The sequence below is a fragment of the Methylophilus sp. E2MeOHC9 genome, from assembly GCF_058744375.1.
Map to the genome: position 1 here is coordinate 2509058 of NZ_CP196024.1, position 20698 is coordinate 2529755.

Annotated in this window: 16 protein-coding genes; 5 read left to right on the forward strand and 11 right to left on the reverse strand. The window is 51.7% G+C overall.

Going from position 1 to position 20698, the window contains the following annotated elements; all coding sequences use genetic code 11:
- Nucleotides 1-2 precede the first annotated feature (2 nt).
- The 11 genes from ACSSVF_RS12100 to ACSSVF_RS12150 all read right to left on the reverse strand — a co-directional run bounded on the left by ACSSVF_RS12100 (nucleotide 3) and on the right by ACSSVF_RS12150 (nucleotide 13343).
- Nucleotides 3-1886, reverse strand: a complete 1884-nt coding sequence (locus ACSSVF_RS12100; RefSeq protein ID WP_492403723.1) for an extracellular solute-binding protein — start codon at nucleotides 1884-1886, stop codon at nucleotides 3-5.
- Between the two features lie 9 nt (nucleotides 1887-1895).
- On the reverse strand, nucleotides 1896-3497 hold the full coding sequence (locus tag ACSSVF_RS12105; RefSeq protein WP_492403724.1) for an ABC transporter ATP-binding protein: 1602 nt from the start codon (nucleotides 3495-3497) through the stop codon (nucleotides 1896-1898).
- A complete protein-coding gene (locus ACSSVF_RS12110) occupies nucleotides 3497-4558 on the reverse strand; it encodes an ABC transporter permease (RefSeq protein ID WP_492403726.1) in 1062 nt (353 codons plus the stop codon). Before ACSSVF_RS12110 ends, ACSSVF_RS12105 begins: the two co-directional genes overlap by 1 nt.
- Nucleotides 4559-5587 (reverse strand): microcin C ABC transporter permease YejB, encoded by a 1029-nt coding sequence (gene yejB, locus ACSSVF_RS12115; RefSeq protein ID WP_492403728.1) that lies wholly within the window; start codon nucleotides 5585-5587, stop codon nucleotides 4559-4561.
- Nucleotides 5588-6853: 1266 nt separating this feature from the next.
- A complete protein-coding gene (locus ACSSVF_RS12120) occupies nucleotides 6854-7393 on the reverse strand; it encodes a cytochrome b (protein WP_492403730.1) in 540 nt (179 codons plus the stop codon).
- Between the two features lie 79 nt (nucleotides 7394-7472).
- Nucleotides 7473-8162, reverse strand: coding sequence for an HAD family hydrolase (locus ACSSVF_RS12125; RefSeq protein WP_492403732.1), 690 nt, complete (start codon nucleotides 8160-8162; stop codon nucleotides 7473-7475).
- Nucleotides 8159-9484, reverse strand: coding sequence for an LLM class flavin-dependent oxidoreductase (locus tag ACSSVF_RS12130; RefSeq protein WP_492403733.1), 1326 nt, complete (start codon nucleotides 9482-9484; stop codon nucleotides 8159-8161). The genes ACSSVF_RS12125 and ACSSVF_RS12130 overlap by 4 nt, the downstream gene beginning before the upstream one ends.
- 36 nt (nucleotides 9485-9520) lie before the next feature.
- Nucleotides 9521-10048, reverse strand: coding sequence for an AAA family ATPase (locus tag ACSSVF_RS12135; RefSeq protein ID WP_492403735.1), 528 nt, complete (start codon nucleotides 10046-10048; stop codon nucleotides 9521-9523).
- Between the two features lie 40 nt (nucleotides 10049-10088).
- Nucleotides 10089-11447: an LLM class flavin-dependent oxidoreductase gene (locus ACSSVF_RS12140; RefSeq protein ID WP_492403736.1), complete on the reverse strand. Its 1359-nt coding sequence runs from the start codon at nucleotides 11445-11447 to the stop codon at nucleotides 10089-10091.
- Nucleotides 11448-11523: 76 nt separating this feature from the next.
- The gene (locus ACSSVF_RS12145; RefSeq protein WP_444701673.1) at nucleotides 11524-12240 is read right to left on the reverse strand and encodes a class II aldolase/adducin family protein; all 717 of its coding nucleotides are present in this window, start codon (nucleotides 12238-12240) and stop codon (nucleotides 11524-11526) included.
- A 23-nt stretch (nucleotides 12241-12263) separates the two neighbouring features.
- Nucleotides 12264-13343, reverse strand: a complete 1080-nt coding sequence (locus tag ACSSVF_RS12150; protein WP_492403737.1) for an ABC transporter substrate-binding protein — start codon at nucleotides 13341-13343, stop codon at nucleotides 12264-12266.
- 126 nt (nucleotides 13344-13469) lie between these two features.
- Between ACSSVF_RS12150 and ACSSVF_RS12155 the strand changes: the two genes are divergently transcribed.
- The 5 genes from ACSSVF_RS12155 (at nucleotide 13470) to ACSSVF_RS12175 (ending at nucleotide 20694) form a co-directional block, all read left to right on the forward strand.
- Nucleotides 13470-13595 (forward strand): hypothetical protein, encoded by a 126-nt coding sequence (locus ACSSVF_RS12155; RefSeq protein WP_492403739.1) that lies wholly within the window; start codon nucleotides 13470-13472, stop codon nucleotides 13593-13595.
- Nucleotides 13596-13662: 67 nt separating this feature from the next.
- Nucleotides 13663-14250, forward strand: a complete 588-nt coding sequence (locus ACSSVF_RS12160; protein WP_492403740.1) for a malonic semialdehyde reductase — start codon at nucleotides 13663-13665, stop codon at nucleotides 14248-14250.
- 208 nt (nucleotides 14251-14458) lie between these two features.
- Complete coding sequence (locus ACSSVF_RS12165) at nucleotides 14459-16915, forward strand: TonB-dependent receptor (protein ID WP_492403741.1); 2457 nt, start codon at nucleotides 14459-14461, stop codon at nucleotides 16913-16915.
- Nucleotides 16916-16997: 82 nt separating this feature from the next.
- On the forward strand, nucleotides 16998-18860 hold the full coding sequence (locus tag ACSSVF_RS12170; RefSeq protein ID WP_492403743.1) for an ABC transporter ATP-binding protein: 1863 nt from the start codon (nucleotides 16998-17000) through the stop codon (nucleotides 18858-18860).
- Complete coding sequence (locus tag ACSSVF_RS12175) at nucleotides 18853-20694, forward strand: ABC transporter ATP-binding protein (RefSeq protein ID WP_492403745.1); 1842 nt, start codon at nucleotides 18853-18855, stop codon at nucleotides 20692-20694. Before ACSSVF_RS12170 ends, ACSSVF_RS12175 begins: the two co-directional genes overlap by 8 nt.
- The last annotated feature ends 4 nt before the right edge of the window (nucleotides 20695-20698 follow it).

Here is a 20698-nt window from a genome sequence, read left to right on the forward strand (position 1 = left end):
ACTTAATTAGATTTAGAGTTTTTATGATCTGGTTGGCTATCCCACCAGTACGTCAGTGCCCATTCCTGTGCGCCGTAATATTTAGGCAGCACTTGCGGGCGCTGTAAGCGCTGGTGGTAGATCAGGTAATGCTGCGTCAGGTAGCGCCAGGGGATCACATAATGACTGTGGGCCAGCACACGATCCAACGCATGGGCGGCAACCTCCAGTTCGGCCTGGCTATCTGCATTGAGCAGTTTTTGGATCAATGCATCGATCACAGGCGATTTCACACCGATGAAATTCTCCGAGCCAGGCACATCTGCCGCCTTGCTGTTAAAACTGCGCCATAATTCAGCGCCAGGCATGCGGCCTTCACGCAGGGCAATGGTCGTATAGTCGTAATCAAAGTCTTTCAACTGGCTGCGTGCCGTGGCCGCATCCGAGACGCGCTTAACCACCACAATGCCAAGCTTGCTCATATTCAGGTAGATGGGGTCCATATACGGGTTCTGGCCGCGTGCTGTGGTCACTTCGATCACAAACGGCTCGCCCTTGGCATTACGCAATACGCCATCGCGGTTATGCCAGCCCGCTTGCGCGAACAGATCCAGTGCCTTGGTCAGGCTGTTGCGGATACTGCCCGGCGGCTTGGTATTCGGCTGCTCAAACATGGGGCCGAAAACTTCAGCAGGCAATTGCTGGCGATAAGGTTCCAGGATTGCCAGTTCTTCCGTGCTGGGCAAGCCTTTTGCTGCCAGCGGGCTATAGGCGAAATAGCTGTTGACGCGGTTGAACTCGTTATCAAAGATCTTCTGGTTCATAAACTCAAAATCCATGGCGTAATTCAGGGCCAGGCGCACGCGCGGGTCCTTAAATTTTTCACGGCGCAAGTTCACGATCCAGCCGTTCATGGCGACCGGGTTCTGGTGAGCCACTTTCTCCTTGATCAGCTCGCCTTCGTCAAAGCGCTTGCCGATGTACTGGCAGCACCAGTAGCGCATTTTGTTTTCACTGAGGAAATCGAAATCCCCTGCGCGCAATGCGGCCACCATGGTGTCGGTATCTTTATAAATCCGGTAGACCACCCGCTCAAAGTTATAACTGCCCACGCGTGAGGGCACTTGTGCGCCCCAATATTGCGGGTTTCTGCGGTAAGTCACCGCCTGGCCACTGACCGCACGGTCTATCAGGTAAGGGCCGGAGGTGACCGGCACTTCGAGGCCGATCTTGTTAAAAGGCACATGTGTGCCATCCGCTTTTAATCCCCATTTGGGCGAAAAGATAGGCAAACTGCCGGCAACAAACGACAAGTCACGGCCTTTGCGCTTGAATTCAAAATGCACGGTCTGTGCATCAATCACCGTCAGCGATTTGATCTCTGAGAAATAAGCTTTAAAGCGCGGATTGCCTTCTTTATTGGTCAGCGTATCAAAAGAGTACTTCACCTCTTTGGCGGTGACCGGGTCGCCATTGGAGAACTTGGCCAGCGGGTTGATATGGAATGTCACGGCGCTGAAGTCAGGCGCCAGCTTGATATCATCCGCCAGCAAACCATACTGGGTATTGATCTCGTCCAGGCTATAGACCGTCAGCGTTTCAAACATCTGTTCAATCAGGCCAGGTGCCGGTTTACCTTTCAGGCTGAAAGGATTGAATTTATCAAAGCCGCTGTTCTGGCTGATGATGGCAAACCTGATCTGGCCGCCCTTGGGTGCTGCCGGGTTCACATATTCAAAATGAGTGAAATCCGCCGGGTATTTTGGCTCGCCGAACTGGGCCACCGCATGCGCTGCCAGTGCACTTTGGCCGGGCCATAAGATGCCAGACACAAAGGATAAAACGATTAGGAGCAACCACGGGTACGCAGTAGGGTTAGCAGGTTTATTGTTGTAACGATTAGTCATGAGAGTTCACTAGAGAGAAGCTTGTACCAGGGCTTGGGTATAAGGGTGATTTGGTTGCTGTATCACTTGTTCGGTATCACCGGACTCAATGATTTCGCCATCTTTCAGCACATATACGCGATGCGCCAGTGCCTGGATCACGGTTAAATCATGGCTGATCAGCAAATAGCTGAGGCCGAACTTTTTCTGCAAGGACACCAGCAGTTCCAGCACCTGTTTCTGGATAGACACATCCAGCGCAGAAGTCGGCTCATCCAGGATCACCACTTTGGGTGACAATACAAAAGCACGCGCGATGGCGATCCTCTGCCGCTGGCCGCCAGAAAACTCGTGCGGGTAAGAGTCCAGCACATTGGCGCTCAAACCGACCTCAGACAGGATTTGCACAATGCGCTCATAGCGCTGTTCTGCGGTTAATTGCGGGAAATGCAGCTCCAGCCCTTCACCGACAATCTGGCGCACGGTTTGCCTTGGCGAAAGCGAACCGAACGGGTCTTGAAACACCACTTGCAGCCTGGCTCTCAACTCGCGTTGCAGCCGTTTGCTCAGGCTGTACACCGGCGCGCCCTCCACTTCGATCGCACCTGACTTGACCTTGATTAAATTGAGTACCGCCTGTGCCAGTGTCGATTTTCCAGAACCGGACTCACCGACGATGCCAACGGTTTCGCCTTCACGCAACACGACGTCCGCACCATGCAACGCAGTAAACGCGTGTGACTCGAATAAGCCGCGCCAACCTTTTCTTGGCAGCGGATACTCTACCCGCAGTTGTTTCGCCTCGAGCAAGGTTTTAGCGTCGCTGGCCACCGGCAGCACATTCCGGACCGGGATACTGTTGATTAATTTAATCGTGTAAGGATGTTTGGGCTGCTTGAACAAGGTCTGCGTATCGGCGGTTTCCACCAGTTTTCCACGCTCCATCACGGCCACGCGGTGGGCAAATTTGCGCACCAGGTTGAGGTCATGCGTGATCAGTAAAATCGCCATGCCCTGGGCGCCGTCTTTACGGACTTCTTCTTCCTGGATATCAATCAGCAATTTGACGATACGCGCACGTATGGTCAGGTCCAGCGCCGTGGTCGGCTCATCGGCGATCAGCAGTTTGGGTTTGCATGACAAAGCCATGGCGATCATGGCGCGCTGGCGTTGGCCGCCAGATAACTGGTGCGGATAACTATTGATATTTTTCTCTGGCTGGCGGATACCGGTGCGCGTCAGCAATTCCAGCGTTTTCAGCCTTGCTTCAGCGCGCGACAACGCTTGGTGCGCCACCAGCGTTTCGATGATTTGTTCACCGATGGTGAACAGCGGGTTCAGCGCTGTCATCGGTTCCTGGAAAATCATGGCGATATCGGCACCGCGCACGCGCTGTATCTCTTGTTCGGACTTTTGCAGCAAGTCTTCACCTTGGAAGATGATCTTTCCACTCAGCTTGGCCGCTTCTACCAGCTTTAAAATGGATAAAGCGGTGACCGTTTTACCTGAGCCTGATTCGCCCACCAGCGCCAGCCGTTCGCCGCTCTGTATGGTCAGGTTGAGCTGCTCAACCACCGTTTTGTTTTCAAAACTGGCCGAGAAATTTTCAATCGATAATAATGGCTGAGTCATTACAGTGCCCCGCCTTGTCTGGCATCAGAGATCCTGGTATCCAGCGCATTACGTAGCGCCTCCCCGGTAAACGTCAGTAGCAGCAAGGTCAATACCAGTACGCTGAATGCTGAGACCGCAATCCACCACGCATCCAGGTTTTCCTTACCTTGCAACAGCAACTGCCCCAGGCTAGGCGCAGGCGCGGTCACGCCCAGGCCAAGAAAATCCAGGCTGGCCAGCGCCATGATGGCGGCACTCATGCGGAAAGGTAAAAACGTGATCACTGGCGTCAGGCTGTTAGGCAGAATATGCCGCCAGATAATCTGGAAATTGGAAAGACCAAGCGCGCGGGCTGATTTCACATATTCCAGCTGGCGGTTACGCAAAAATTCAGCGCGCACGTAATCCGATAAGGTGATCCAGCCGAACAGCGCCAGCAGGCCGAATAACAGCAGCAGGCTATGATCAAAAATAGAGGCAAAAATGATCAGCAGGTAAAGCTCGGGCATAGAGCCCCAGATATCGATCAGCCGTTGGGTAAACAGATCGACCTTGCCAGCAAAATAGCCTTGAATAGAGCCGAAAAAGATACCCAGTACCACACCCACCACGGTCAGCCCCAGCGCAAAGGTCACCGACACCCGAAAACCATAAATCAGGCGCGCCAGAATGTCATACCCCGCGATATCGGTGCCAAGCACATTTTCGTCATCGGGCCGCCCAGGGTAATGCTCGGCCTTGGAGAAGTAATTCAGCGTATCGTAATAATAAGGATTAGGCGGATACAGCGCAAAATTGCCGGGTTTGGCTAATTGTGCCTTGATGAACGGGTCATGATAATCGGCCTTGATCGGCAGGTTACCGCCAAATACCGATTCAGGATAATCACTCAGCAAAGGGAAATACCATTGCTTTTCAAAGCGCACGACCAGCGGCTTGTCATTGGAAATCACTTCCCCCGCCAGGCTGATGACATATAACACCACAAACACGATCAGGCTCCAGTAACCCAGGCGGTTACGCTTGAAACGTTGCCAGTTGCGGCGCGCAGGAGAAAGATGGGGGATAACTTGACTCACTTATGACTCCTGAGCATCAAACTTGATTCGGGGATCGACCAGCACGTAGGCAAAATCGCCCAGCAACTTGATCAGCAACCCGATTAAGGTAAACAGGTACAGCGTGCCCAGCACCACCGGATAGTCACGACTGTTGATTGATTCGTAGGAAAGCAGGCCCAGCCCATCGAGCGAGAATAAGGTTTCAATCAGCAGGCTACCGGTGAAAAACGCCGTGATAAAAGTCGCCGGGAAGCCGGTGATCAGCGGCAGCAAGGCATTCCTGAACACATGCTTCCACAACACTTGTCGCTCAGACAAGCCTTTGGCGCGGGCGGTCAGTACATATTGGCGACGGATTTCTTCGAGAAAAGTATTCTTGGTCAGCAGTGTTTTAAAGGCGAAGGTGCTGACCACCGAGGCGGTCACCGGCAATGTGATATGCCACAGATAATCTGTGACCTTGCCAAAGGTACTCAACTCCGCCCAGTTATCTGAAGTCAGACCACGCAACGGGAACACATCCCAGAACGAACCGCCGCCAAACAACACGATCAGCAACACCCCCAATACAAAACCGGGAATCGCATAACCGATCAACACCACCAAACTGGTGACAAAATCAAAAGTCGTCCCTGCCCGCACAGCCTTGGCCACACCTAAGGGCACGGCAATCAGGTAAGTCAGGATAAACGTCCAGAAACCCAGCGCGATTGAGACGCCCAGCTTGTCTTTAATCAGCTCTAGTACGCTCTGGTTACGGAAGTAGCTTTCACCCAGGTCAAACTGGGCATACTGCGTGATCATCTGCCAGTAGCGCTCCAGCACGGGCTTGTCAAAACCGTACAATTCAGTCAACTGCTCAACCTGTTGAGTATCTATGCCCTGCCGGCCACTGTAGCTCCAGCCGCCCGAACCTGAAGAACCATCCGTGCCTGAGCGGCCATCCTGCGAATCCAGCTGCGCAATCGCACTGTCTACCGGGCCACCGGGCACAAACTGGGTCACCAGGAAAGTGAGGGTCATCACCCCGACCAGGGTGGGGATCATAATCAGGAGGCGCTTTAATAAGTAATGCCACATATTGTTTTATTTTTCAGGTTGATGAATCAATCTAACTAGCGAATGACGGCTTGGCATACCTAGCTAGCCTGCATTGCTGCTGGCGTAATACTGCAGATTCCGTACCAACTGTGTAAAAGCGCGGTTTTTTTAAGGTAAATATCATTTAAGTTATTAATATCAATGACTTAATAAAACCATTGCATGATTTACTTAAATAAAAATAGCGGGAAGTCTGATGCGGGAACAACAGCGAGCACTGGTCGCTGTTGCAGGAAGGACATTTAAGCAAACATTCAGCATTCAGCAATCAGCAATCAGCAATCAGCGAGCGGATATAGAATAGATAGATATAATTGGATGAGATGCGTACATGACGCAGATTACGATATAAGTGAGATTGTCTTTCGCCTCTAGGCGAGTTACTTTTCTTTGCTTGCCCAAAGAAAACGTAACCAAAAGAAATGCACCCTAGCTTCCGCTTGTTTCCTGCGTTGCTCGTCCTAGGACTTTCATCCGTAACCGGACTCTATGTGGGCGTCCAACGAAACTCGCCCTAGCGGCTTGCACACCCAGCATGCCACCGCGGAACTCGAACAGCCGCTGGCCGAATACTCCCTCGCTGACTGCGCTACTCGGCGCGTCAGATAGGGGCCCGTTTAAAACCACCACGATGAAACTTCAGTTAACTGCAATGGGTTGAGGGCGCTCAGCAGTTGTGTAATCTAAGAACAACCCGCCAACAATCTTTCTGCTTAGCTTTTGATTTGTTTTATTCGCTGGTCGAGCGGGATGCCATATTAAGAGTCTCACCTCACTCACCGCGCAGTGTCTTTTCGGGTCCCCTATCTGACGCGCCGAGTAGCGGAGTCAAAATAAGGAGGAAGGGAGCGACTGTCTGAGTTCCGCGGTGGCCTGCGTTCTGTGCAGGCCGCTAGGGCGAGTTTCGCGACCGCTTATTTTGACGAGCAACGCAGGAATCAAGCGGAAGCTAGGGTGCCCTTTCTTTTGGTGTCTTTTCTTTGGGCACGCAAAGAAAAGACACTCGCCTAGAGGCGAAATAAAATGCCGAAACAGATCACCTAACCATCCAAAGAAATACCGACTAGAAATTCACAGACAGTGCATCACTCACACGGTGAGGCCCGACAGTTTTGACAAGCAAGGAAAAGTGACTAGCCTACAGGCGAAAGGCAATCCCACAATCAGCAGCTATGCATTTAAGCAACACACAGCCGGTTACGCTGTGACAGCTTATTGCGCTACCCCAAACCATATCCTGCGGATCAAGCCATCTTTTTGCACAAACTGGTGCCAGGCAAAGGCTGCCACATGCAAAGCCAGCAACCCTGCCAGCACATAGGCGGTGACCCCATGCCAGCCCATGATGGCATGCGCCAATTCTTTATCCACCGCAAACAATGGCTCCCAGTGGAATACAAATAAATTAAAGCCATGATTGAACGAGCTGGCCAGCAGCCCTACCCCTGGCACCACAAGAATCAGGGCATAAATAAAAATATGCGCATAATGGGCTAGTTTTACCTGCAATGGCGAGCCGGGCACATGCTCTGGCACAGCGGAACTCAGCCGCCAGTAGATCCTGAACAGCACCAGCGAGAACACGATTAAACCGAAGGATTTATGCGTGTTGTAAATCAGTTTGCGCAGCGGCGTCTTGGGTAAATCGGGCATGAAATAACCGATGATCAATAGCCCGATAATTAAAATCGCCAATGCCCAGTGCAGCAGGATGGCGGTGTTGTTATAACGTTGTGGTTTTGTATCAGACATGCATGGATCCTTTATCAAATGAAGGAAACACGTCAGTAATGTCTAGTCGGGCGAATTGCTGGGTTGCATTTCACCGCGCTCAGTCACTTAACTCCGTGTTTACTAAATACTCAGTGAGTGCTTTTTGTATATCAGGCATTGCTTTAAACACTTGCAAGGCCCCGGCTTCAGTCAATGCCTGTTCAGAAGTCGTGGCGGAATAGCCTATGACCTTCATACCAGCCGCAACCCCTGCCCTGACACCGGTTGCTGTATCTTCAATCACCAGGCAATCCGCCAGGTTCACCTCAAACTGCGCGGCGATTTTCAAGTAAATATCCGGTGCTGGTTTGGGTTTACCCAGGTCAGCAGCGCTGAAGATACGCCCATCAAAGTATGGAAGCAGCCCGGTTAAACTGAGCATTTTCTCTACCTTGCTGGCTTCGCTATTCGAGGCGACACAATATGGCACGGTTAACTGCCTGATGACATCCTCTACGCCCGCAATCGCCTTGATTTCTGCTGCCAATGCGACATCGCGTAACACTCTATAGGCGATTAAAAAATTCTCGTCCAGCAAGGTACCGTACTTCTGGTTAATCAGGGCCAAGCCTTGCGCTAGCGAAAGCCCGACATAGTTTTCAAACAACTCGCTGAGGGTAATCGGCACGCCCGCCTGATTCAGTGCCTCCATGAATACACGGTTTGAAATCGGCTCGCTATCAACTAATACGCCGTCGCAATCGAATATGACGAACGCTATCGTGTGTTTGGCTGCTGATTTCATCATTTGCTATTCGGGTTGGCTGGACGGTTCAATCCAAGATTATCTCTATAGGTGCCCTGCTGGTATTCTTTGCGGAAAATACCCCGGCGCTGTAATTCAGGCACTACTAGTCGGGTGAAGTCTTCAAACCCTTGTGGCAGCAAAGGCGGCACAACGTTAAAGCCGTCCGCGCCTTTTTCAACAAACCACTCTTCTATCAGGTCGGCAACCGATTTTACCGAACCGATGGCTTGCAAATGCCCACGCGCTACGCGGAACTTAAGCACCAGTTGGCGTATGGTCAGGTTTTCCCGGCGTGCCAGTTCCAGTTGTTGCAGGAAACGGCCTTTGCCGTTTTCAGAAGGCTGGTATGGTAAATCGGGCAAAGGCTCATCGAGCGGATACTGGCTTAAATCATAACCACCGAATTCAATATGACTGAAATCGACAGCCGATTGCAATTCGCCAAACTTATCCTGCGCCTCTTGGTCAGACTCGCCGACAACGACAGACAATCCTGGGGAAATCTTCAATTGATCAGGGTCACGGCCATATTTCGCCATTCGTCCTTTGACATCGGCATAGTATTCCTGTGCTACTTTGAGTGAGGTGGCAGAACAATATGTCATTTCTGCATGTTGGGCAGCAAATTCACGCCCGGTATCAGAGTTGCCTGCTTGCACAAAGACCGGATAGCCCTGGATAGGCCGTGGAAAATCCAGCAAACCTTCCGATTTGTAATACACGCCCTGCTTGTTGACCGGGTGGGCAGTTTCCGGCTGGAAATAGACGCCGGTTTGCTGGTCTGGGGCATCAAAAGCATCATCATCCCAACTATCCCACAACGCTTTAGTCAGGTCCAGGAACTCTGCCGCCCTTGCGTATCTTTCGTCATGCCCACGTGCGGCGGCAATGCCGAAGTTTTTGGCAGTGGCTTCGTTAAATGAAGACACGATATTCCAACCTGCACGGCCACCGCTTAAATGATCCAGCGAAGTGAATTCACGCGCGATGTTATAGGGATCAGAAAAGTTGATATTGACGGTGCCAACCAGGCCGATATGTTGTGTATGCGTGGCAATGGCAGACAGCAGGGTTAACGGCTCGAACTGGTAGCTAAGGCCACTGCGGCCGGTTTGCTGATCTACCGCTGCCGAGCGCCCGATAAAATCGGCGAGGAAAAAAGTATGGAACTTGGCATCTTCGGCCAGCCTGGCGGCGCGCAGCCACCAGGCAAGGTTAGGCCTGCCATCATCTTTGGAGCTAGGGTGGCGCCATCCGGCAGGATGGTGCCCGAACCGTTGGAAAAAGACATTTAAAATAAGTTGGCGGGGAGTGCTGGCCATGGTTGTTCCTGATGTAGTTTTAATTTATATGGGTATTCATGCAGACTGGCTGGATGGTAACTGATTGATGGCATTGATGGCCTGGCCCAGGCGCGCCTGAACAGAGATATCCTGCTCAAGCCGTAATACCGGGCAGGTGCGCCTGGCTAGCCACGCTTCATGTTTGGCCAGGCTGCGTCCTTCGGCGGGGCCTTCATCATATTGTGCCGCCCAAGCTAGAAATTCGGGATTGACCGCGCCATACATAGTGATTTCACGCTGGCGCAGCCGTTCAATGCGAATGCTCGCCGGGAGGTACAAAAACACAATCAGATCGAATGCATCTTCAATCTCCTGCCCCCAACCAACTACAGAACCGGATACCACAACGTCAGGTGCGGACTGCATATCTGCATTCAACAACGCCAGCCTGTCGGCTTGGGCACGTTTTTCCTGATACGGTGGCGTAGTCGGTTGCCAGAAATAGTGATCTGCATCCAGATGGCGCGAGGAAAGTGCCTGCGCTAACGCCTGCCCAAGGGTAGTCGTTCCACTGCCTGAAGCACCAGTGATATGCACTTTCATCGCGTCAGAGACATCGCGTTAAAGACTTAAGTCAGATGGATCAAGAACCTGTTTTGAGCTTGCCCGCAACAGGCGTATTCGGGTTTTGCGGCCGATTCAAGCCAAGGTTCTCGCGGTAGGTTTTGCCTTCATATTCTTTGCGGAATATGCGGCGGCGTTGCAACTCAGGCACTACCAGGCGAGTAAAGTCTTCCAGGCCTTTGATAGAGTATGGCGGTACCACGTTAAAGCCATCAGCCCCTTTTTCCACAAACCATTGCTCTATGGTATCGGCCACCGATTTCGCAGAGCCAATCGCTTGCAAATGGCCACGCGCCACGCGGAATTTAAGTACCAGCTGGCGTATAGTCAGGTTTTCGCGTCTGGCGAGTTCGAGTTGTTGCTGGAAACGGCCACGGCCATTTTCGCCCGGGTCATAATCCAGGTCAGGCAATGGGCCATCCAGTGGATACTTGGTCAAATCCTGCCCGCCGAATTCCAGCTCAGAGAAATCGACCAGGGCTTGCAGCTCGCCGTATTTGTCCTGTGCTTCCTGATCAGTCTCGGCGACCACCACATTGAGGCCAGGGGTGATCTTCAGTTGGTCTTCGTCCCTGCCATATTTCGCCATGCGTGATTTCACGTCGGCGTAATAAGCTTTAGCGACGTCAAGTGACGTAGCGGAGCTATAAGTCATCTCGGCTTCACGCGCAGCAAATTCACGCCCCGTTTCCGAGTTGCCTGCCTGTACAAATACCGGGTAGCCCTGGATAGGTCTAGGGAAATCCAACAGGCCTTCTGATTTGAAGTATTCACCTTTGAAATCGACCGGATGCCCAGAAGCCGGGTCATAAAACTGGCCGCTCTGGCGGTTAGGATGATCGAAAGCATCGTCATCCCAGCTATCCCACAGCGCTTTGGTCAACTGGATAAATTCGCTGGCACGCTCATAGCGTTCTTCATGGGTGATAGGAGCTTCGATACCAAAGTTTTTGGCTGTCACTAGATTGAGGGATGAGACCACATTCCAACCGGCACGGCCGCCACTCAAATGATCCAGCGAAGTGAATTGGCGTGCGACATTGTAAGGGTCAGAAAAATTGGTATTCACCGTGGCTACCAGGCCAATATCCTTGGTTTGCGCAGCAATGGCTGAAAGCAGTGTGAACGGCTCAAAATGAAAGTTGTTCGGATTTTTGACTGATTGTTTATCGATCACGCCTGAACGGCCGATAAAGTCAGCCACAAAAAAAGTATCAAACTTAGCCGCCTCGGCAATTTTTGCTGCACGTATCCACCATTGCAGGTCAGGACGCCCGTTTTCAGTCCAGGTCGGGTGTAACCAGCCCGCCGGGTGGTGTCCATAACGTAACAAAAATACATTCAGGGCTAATTGTCTTTTTTTGCTTTGACTCATCATCAACACTTTCAATAAAAAGTCGGGCGCAAGAAAAACTTGCCCCGACATAAGGTAAAAACTTCACCAACGTATGGCGTTAAGCTGCCTTTTGTTTGTCTTCTGTTTTTAACAGATCAGCAATAAAACGGCCTGTGTACTGCTTGGCTTTTTCTACCAGGCCAGTACGTTTCCACTGCACTTCCAGTGCGCCAGGCGTGTAGTCTTTGGCACCGCCAACTTGTTCAGCCAATGACTGGAAGCGTGCCGCTTCTTCGATCAGCAACACCAGTTGTGAGGTGCCGATAATGCCTTTACCCCAGATATTGGCGCCGCCGTTTGATTCCAGCAATGCTGGCGGTGGTGCCAGTTCAGGGTGGTTATCCAGGCGCTCGGAAATAATAGACAGGATGCTGCGGGTGCGATCCAGGTGGTTAGGGATCTCGCGAGCCAGCAAATGACGTTGTGCAGCCACGTACAGGATAGGGAAATTGATTTGTGCCAGTGACCACGCCGCCAGGTATGGCGTGTGTGCGTGGATCACGGTATCCGCATCAATGCGTGACTCTTGCAAGATATGGTCTTTCTTTTCAGAGAAAGTATCGATGCTGACCACCGGGTCACGTGATCTTTCCCATGGCCATGGGAAACGGATGTTCAGCAGCTTGTCCTGGCCTGGGATCTTATGTGTGATGTGGTAAGTCCAGGTGGCAGACAAAGTGCCGGTTTCTTTCAAAAAGTTGAAGGAATGCAAAGCATCGGCCTTAGCCTGCTCCACATACTTCACTAATTCTGCTTCGGTAAAAGTATCGCTCATGATAAGTCTCCTTTTTAAGATGGTTATGCAGCTTGCGCTGCCGCAAAAACGGTAAATTCGGGTTGTTGCTTGACCAGTTGTGCTGCCCTGGCCAGCGGTGCCGGGTCTATCCAGTCCTGGATATCAAAATCCTGTTTCACATAGCCCCAGTCACGCAGGAAATTCTTCTGGATCTCCAGCCCTTTGACATACTGGTTGCTCAGCGCAGGTGTAAACGACAGGTGTACATTGGCACCGTGAGAGGCAATCACTTCGGCTTCACTGCTACTCTGGTTTTCTGGTGCCAGCAGTTGCACCACTTCTTGCGGATGGGTGGCTGCCCAGGCGGCAGTACGCAACAATACCGCCAGGTAACGATCCACCACATCCGGATGTTTCTGCAGGAAAGCGCGATCAACAGTGACGGGCCTTGGCGTGCCATTGTTGACGCGTACAAACGGGTCATGATGCTCATTAATATTGATCAGCTGACGGTAGCCAGGCGTATTCGCCAGGCGCACACCGCGGGCAAAGCGCACAAAAATCGCATCGACGCGGCCATCATTCAGCGCTTCGAGTTCAACATGCTTGTATTCGGAGCGCTCACGTCTTGGGCCGTCGGTCAGGTCATAGCTTGGGGCAGCGATATCTACCCATTTCGCATCGGCAGGCACCAGGCCATACAATTCAAAGGCAGTCGCAAACCCGTGCTGCGCGGCACCGCGCTGGAAATCAATCACGGCATCCGCATGGTTAGGGATACCAACGCGCTTGCCTTTAAGATCCGTGACGGAATGAATGCCACTGTCTTCGCGCACAATGATGCCCTGATATTCATCCAGCCAGGTGATGCCCACCACCACGGTATCGTGCCCCTGGCCTTTAGCCCAGATAGGCGGAATATTGCCGCCTTCCCTGAACATGCCGGACTGTTTGTGGTGGAAATGCGAATTCCTGACTTCCAGGCTTTCAGAATCACGCAATGAATGCAACTGCGTGCCATTGCCTGCGAATTCCTGCTGTAACCATTGTTGACGGATAGCCAGTGCGGAAGCCGTTGCCGCGCCGCAGCGGGTGTACCATAAATTGACTGACTGATTCGAGACTGAAGAATGTTGACTCATACCCTACCCCTTTAATCTTGCCTGAATGTGAACTGTATAAACATCAATACATTGGCAAACGGCATGCCAACTCTTTTGTAGCCGTTTTTACCCAGGCTGATGCATCAGGTATGTGATTGATATTTAATGAATATTGCTGGCTGGCAGCTCTCTGTCTTGAATGAAAAAGCAAGCGTATGCATCAACATCTTGCTGCTGGCCTGGCAACAGCAAGCGCCTGTTTTGTTGCTGCCGCAACAAAAAACCCGGTAAACAGGCTGGTATGCCATTTGCTCACACCCTTCCACAAACTCAATCTCAATCCACAGAAAGAATCGCCATGCCAGCACTCGCAGAAAACACCCTGAAACAACTGTTCACCGAAGCACACACTGAACATCACTTTAGTAATGCCAGTGTTTCAGATGAAGTCATCCATCAGTTATACGAGTTAGCCAAACTTGGCCCGACCGGCTTTAACGCACAGCCGGCCAGGTACCTGTTTATTCGCAGCCAGGCACAAAAAGAGAAACTGGTCGCGCATGTGTCTTCCGCCAATCGCGAGAAAACCCTGGCAGCGCCGATCAACCTGATCGTGGCCTATGACACGCAGTTTCATCATGAACTGACCGAGCAGTTTCCTGCCTATGATGCGCGCAGCTTTTTTGAGAAATCCCCGGCCTGGATAGAACCAACCGCTAAACTCAACGCGGCACTACAAGCCGGCTACCTGATTATCGCAGCGCGCGCACTCGGATTATCGGTCGGCCCCATGTCCGGTTTTAACCCTGACCAGATCGATGCGACGTTTTTCCCCGACGGTCAATACAAGGCTTTTTTGCTGTTGAATATCGGCTATCTTGATCAGGAATCGACCCAGAAACGCGGGCCGAGATTGTCGTTTGAAAAAGCCGTAAACATTTCTTAAAAGTGTTTATTCAGCAACATTCCGGCAAAACAGTTATCCCGTGTAATGTTGCTGACAAAACAATTCATCGTTTACAAACCATTGCTGATTAATTTATAAAATTCATTTAAATCATATAGTTAACAAACTATATTTTGATTGGCATGATTCATGCCCTTGAGCTTGCAACACTTTTATAAGTGCTTCATCTCAAACTCAAGGGAACATTATGAAAAGAACGAGTCACAGTATCGGCGCAGAACAGCCGAGAAATCTATGGAAATTAAGAACGGTTAAAGTCGCCGTGCTGAGTGCCTTTGCAGGGTCACTGGCACTGAACCCGGCCTGGGCTGCCGAAGAGGAAAAAGTCGTTGAAGGCCAGGAAGCGCAAGTTTCAGAAACTGCAGTCAGTGCTGAATCCAACAAACCTGCTGAAGAAACCCAGGCACAAGAATCTTCACTCGGTAGTGTGACCGTGACTGCAAACAGACGTAAAGAAAACGCGCAAAAGATCGCCACACCGATCACGGTGCTCAAGGGCAAAGACTTACTGCAACAAGGCGTAGGCCGTTCATCACAAGAGATCTTCAACTATGTGCCAAACGCGACTGCGGTCGGTCAACAGCACGGCCGTCCACGCTGGTGGATACGTGGTATCGGCGCAGGTCAACAACAACAGGATCTGGCCAGCCCTATCGGTTTCTACCTGGATGATGTGTATATCAGTAACGCCAACGCGACTGGTTTCCCGCTGTTTGACCTCGAGCGCGTAGAAGTGTTGCGTGGCCCACAAGGCACCAAATACGGAAAGAACACCACTGGTGGTGCAGTGAATATCATCTCGCAAAAACCTTCATTGAAAGAAGGCAAGACAGATGATTACGTCAAAGCTGAATATGCTTCTTACAATGACAAGATTGTTCAGGGTGGCGTCAATATTCCTTTGGTCGACGATAGACTGGGTGCACGTATCTCTTTCTATAACGAAGATACCGATGGCCGTTTCCGCAATCTGTACAAAGGCACTAAAGATGGCGGCCTGCAAGATGGCGCATTACGCGGCCAGTTGCTGGGCAAGATCACCGATGACTTTGAAGCATTGCTGAACGTACATTACCGCAAATATAAAACCGATGGTGCTATCACTAACACCAACAGCTACCGAGCAGATGGCGTGTTGCGTGGTACTTACAGGCCCAGCACAGGTTATAGCGATGTCAGCACCAACGCCGATAACTGGACTGATTCCTCACAAACGGGCGCAAACCTGAACCTGAAATGGAATGTGGGTAAACTGGCCTTTACTTCTATTACAGGTTTCGAAGGCTTTAAGAACGAAGGTTTAAGTGACGGTGATAACTCACCACTTGAATTTTCCCGTAGCCACACAGATAGTCAATCACGCCAGGTTTCACAGGAGTTCCGCATTACTTCGCCGCGTGAAGACCAATGGAACTGGCTGGGTGGCGTGCACTTGTTTAAAGAGACGCTAGACTTATCTAGCCAGAATGCAAAATTGCCATCCGGACTAGTTGCAAACTCAAATACAGCCGACTCTGGCACGTCAGTGACCTACAATGAAACAGATCTTAAGCATGAAACAACCAGTTTCTCAATATTCGGCAACACGACATATAACTGGACCGATGACTTTGCAACTTCGGCAGGTTTAAGCTGGAGCCGCGAGAAAAAAGACTATGATTTAAACCGCAGAGGTACTGCTCCTGGTGGTATTAATGGTAGCTTCTCAAACCTGGCTCAGTGGTGGAACACATTTATCCCATCTGGTGCAGGATTTACGCCAGCAGGTACATTAGCCTCAGGCACGTTTAACACCAGCGACTCAGCCACATGGAATCGCTGGAGTTATGACTTTACGCCTGAATACAAGTTAAGCCCAAGTGACCGCGTTTTCTTCAAATATGCGCACGGTATCAAATCCGGCGGCTTCAACACCGCTGCGACCAACCTGGCCGCTGTCAACACGGTGAAACCGGAAGAACTTGATTCCTATGAAGTGGGTTACAAGTCCGAGTGGTTAGCTGGTCGCCTTAACTTTAACGCGACTGCGTTCTACTATGACTATCAAGATGTTCAAGTCAATGTGGTTGGGCAGAATGCTTTGGCTGGTCAAACTGTGTCTTACCTGCAAAACGTGGACAAGGCCAAGACTTACGGTCTGGAACTGGAAATTCAGGCATTGCCAACCAATGACTGGTTTATCAGTGGCAGCCTGGGCTTATTAAGCACTAAGTATGAAGATGCCGAAATCCTGAATAACGGTGGTAACTTTGATGGTAACCGTCTGGTACGCTCACCTAACGTGACAGCTAACATCCTGACTAACTACACTTTCCACGTGGATAACGGTGCCAAAGTTGTCTTAGGCGCAGATGCACGTTACGTTTCTCAACAGTATTACTATGTAACGCCACAAGGATTCGATGCTCAAGGCGTTAACCGTACTGGATTAGAGCAAGGTGGCTTCACCATCGTCAATGCACGTGTTTCATATGTCACACCAGGCAACAAGTACACGCTGACAGCGTATGCCAACAACCTGTTCGACAAAGAATACTTGCAGCACTCAACACCGTCATACAGCACAACCCAAAACATCTTTGGCGACAACGTCATCCAGGGCGGGGTCAGAATTGTCGGTGCTTCATTCACCGCTGCATTCTAATCGCTTTACCCTAGTGATAGCGCCAGGGCACCTCGTGTGTTCTGGCGTTTTTTGATATAGACCATTCTTAAAGGAGCGCCTGTTGAAGTCCTACATAGAGACCGAAATCGAGGGGCAGACGCAAGCCGCGTCACGCTTTGCTCATTTCCAGCGCACACACCCACTCATACGATGCCTGACACTGTACGCGTACATGCCATGGCAATTCAGCATCACTGCCCTGCTATTCATTTTGGTGAATGCCGGCATGGCCTGGCAATTATGGCTGGTTGGCCAGGTGATCCAATCGATACATATCGGCGAATTCATTACGCGTAATGCCCAGGGCATACTCGACTTTTCTAACGCCCGCTATTGGCTCACGCTGTTGATCGGCGTCGCTATTGGCCGGGCGGTATTGCAATACATAGGCGGCGTGATGTCGCTGATCATCGGCCAGGAACTACTGTACATATTGCGTGAGCGCATTCTGTATCAGGTGCAAAGGCTGGACCTCGCCTATCACTGGCAACATGGCATAGGCGAGATCGTCACGCGTACCACTCGCGATGCCGACAAAGTGCGCGATGCGCTGATTAACTTCTGGCGCCAGGTGTTCGAAGCCACCATCTGGGTATTGATCTCGGTGACCGTGCTCAGTATTTACCACCCGCTGATAGGCATAGGCACGCTGCTGCTGGTCGTCGCCGGCATGCTGCTGTTTATCAAGCACACCAATGCACTGGTGTTGCTTGATCGTGAAGTGGGCAACGCCTATGACCAGGTCAACCAGGAGCTCAGCGAAGGGGTGAACGGCATCCGCGTGATCAAGGCTTTTGGCCTGGAAACACAACGCACACTGCATTTTACCGGCCTGGTGAATACCTTTGTCACGCATGCACGCGCCGCATTGGCTTACGCCGCAAAAAGAATCCCCTTACCGCAGATTGTGATCGGCTTCAGCCAGGTATGGATCTTAGCCCTGGGCGCTTACCTGGTCAGCAAAGGCGCATTGAATGTCGGCCAGCTGGTGGCTGCATTATTGATCGCCAACGCGCTGGTATTCAGGGTGGAAGGCATAGGCAGGGTCATGCAGGTATTTGCCGATGCACGTGCGTCCGCCGCCAGAATCTGGGAACTGCTGGATGAACAACCGAAAATCCTTTCCGGCAAGGTAGAGATACAACCACAGGCACTGGGCTTTCGCTTGCTGGATATCACCACCAAAGCGCCCAACAGCGACAAAGCGATCCTCCAGCATTGCAGCCTGGAAGTCAGCCCCGGCGAAACCATCGCCATCGTCGGTGCCACCGGTGCCGGCAAAAGCTCGCTGGCAGGCTTACTCCCGCGCCTGCTGGATGCCGCACAAGGCAGCGTCGAAATCGGCTCCGCCTGGGCTGGCTGGCATGATGTGAAGACGCTGGACCTGCATCAACTACGCAAACTGGTACATGTGGTGCCGCAGGAAAGCTTTTTGTTTTCTGACACGCTGGCTGCCAATTTACGCCTGGCAAAACCAAACGCGACCGATGAAGAACTGCTAGAAGCGCTGCACCTTGCCGCTGCTGGCGAAGTGCTGGAAAAGCTCAGTGATGGCCTGCACACCAAGATTGGTGATCGCGGCATTACCCTGTCTGGTGGCCAACGCCAGCGCATCAGCCTGGCGAGGGCATTTTTGTCTGAGCCTTCTATCCTGGTGCTGGATGATTCCACCAGTGCGCTGGATGCGATCACCGAACGCACGGTATTAGACAATATCCGCCATTTGCGCGAGCACACCGGTAAAAACATCACCGTGCTGATCATCGCCAGCAAACTTTCCACCATTCTGCTGGCCGACCGTGTCGCCATGCTTTCTGAAGGAAAGATTATTGCAGAAGGCACGCATGAGTCGCTGATCAAGGCAGACTCTTCTTCTGGCGCTAGCTGGGCTTACCGGGATTTAGTTGGAGTTCAACATGGCTGAAAAGTTAAGACAAGAACGCGCACTCAATGATATCGAGCTCGAACAGGCGCTCGCAAAAAAAAGCCTGGACCGCAATATGTTCTGGCGCCTGTTACCGCTGTTAAAGCAGGTATGGAAACAAGTCTCCACCGTTATTTTGCTTGAAGCGGTACTGGTGGGCGTGATTTTCATCCGGCCGTGGTTTTTGCGCGAGGTGATAGACAACGGTTTTATCCAGACGGCGCAAGGCGTGCTGCTCAATACGCCATTGCTGACCTGGATGAGCATAGGCATGGCCGTGAGCTGGATAGTGCGTTTTGGTATTTCCGGGCTATCGCAATACCTGTCCGGCAGTGCCGCGGTGCACATCCTCAACAGCTTGCGCGTGCAGGTGTTCGCGCACCTGCAACACCTGAGCATGCGCTATTTTGACCAAACCAAAGCGGGCCGTATTATCTCGCGTGCTGACCGCGATATCGACGCACTGGAGCCATTGCTGATCCAGGGGCCACCAGAGCTATTATCTGCCCTGCTACGCTTTGTCGTAGCGGCCGTCGCCTTATGGTGGATTTCACCCAAGCTGCTACTCGCTTTAGCGAGCATCGTGCCGGCCTTGTTTGCCGCCACATGGTTATTCAAACGCATCTCAGAAAAAAACTGGGCCAAAGTCGCTGAAGCCAGGGCGCGATTTACCGCACACCTGGTGGAAACCGTCTCTGGTGTGCGCATCATCAAGCAAACCGTGACCGAAGCGGATAACGCGCACCGTTACCGCAGCCTGTTGCATGACTTCAACACCACGCTGATCAAAGGCAACATCCGCACCAGCTGGTTTTTGCCCTTCACCCAGATATTGAGCACTGTAGGCATGGCGTTTTTGCTTGGCACTGGCGCGCTTGGTATTGTCGAACAGGAATTAACCGTTGGCCAGATTGCGCAAAGCCTGTTTTACGTGCAATTGTTCTTAGGCCCGTTGCAGGAGTTGAATGACTTGTTTGAACGTTATTCCACCGGCGCATCTTCAGCGCAGCGTATCTTTTTGCTGCTGGACACCGAGCCTGAGATTGTTGACCCGCCGCAGCCACAGCTGCCACCAGTGAGTGGACATGTCGCATTCAACAATGTGCATTTCAAATACAACCCGGATGCCGCCAAACTGGTGATACAGGGGCTAAACCTTGAGATTCCGGCAGGCCAGGTATTGGCGATCGTCGGCCCGACCGGTCATGGCAAAAGTACCATCGTCCAGTTATTAACGCGTTTTTATGAAGTCAACCAAGGTGAAGTGCTGGTCGATGGTGTCAACGTCAAAGATTACCAGCAAACCGTGTTACGCCGTAAGGTAGGCCTGGTGTTACAGGATAACGTACTGTTCAGTGGCAGCGTGCTGGATAACCTGCGCCTGGCCGCGCCTGAAGCCTCAGACGAAACACTGATTCAAGCGGTAAAAGAACTAGGTGCTGATGAGATCCTGGAAAGATTGCCACAAGGTTATTACACCGAAGTCGGCCCGTTGGGTGCTTTCCTGAGCCATGGTCAACGGCAACTGGTGTGCATCGTCAGGGCATACCTGGCTGACCCGGCCATTCTGGTGCTGGACGAAGCCACTTCTGCGGTGGACCTGCACACGGAAAGAAAGATCCAGAACGCATTCAGGCGATTAAGTGAAGGCCGCACTGCCATCATCATCGCCCACAGGCTGTCGACTATCCGCGATGCCGATGCGATTGCCGTGATCAGGGATGGCCAGATCGTTGAAAAAGGCTCGCATAGCGAACTGATTGCGCTGCATGGCCATTATTCCGGATTGTATAAAGCCTACCAGGAAGCCTCGGAGGCGAGCGTGACTGCCTGATGCT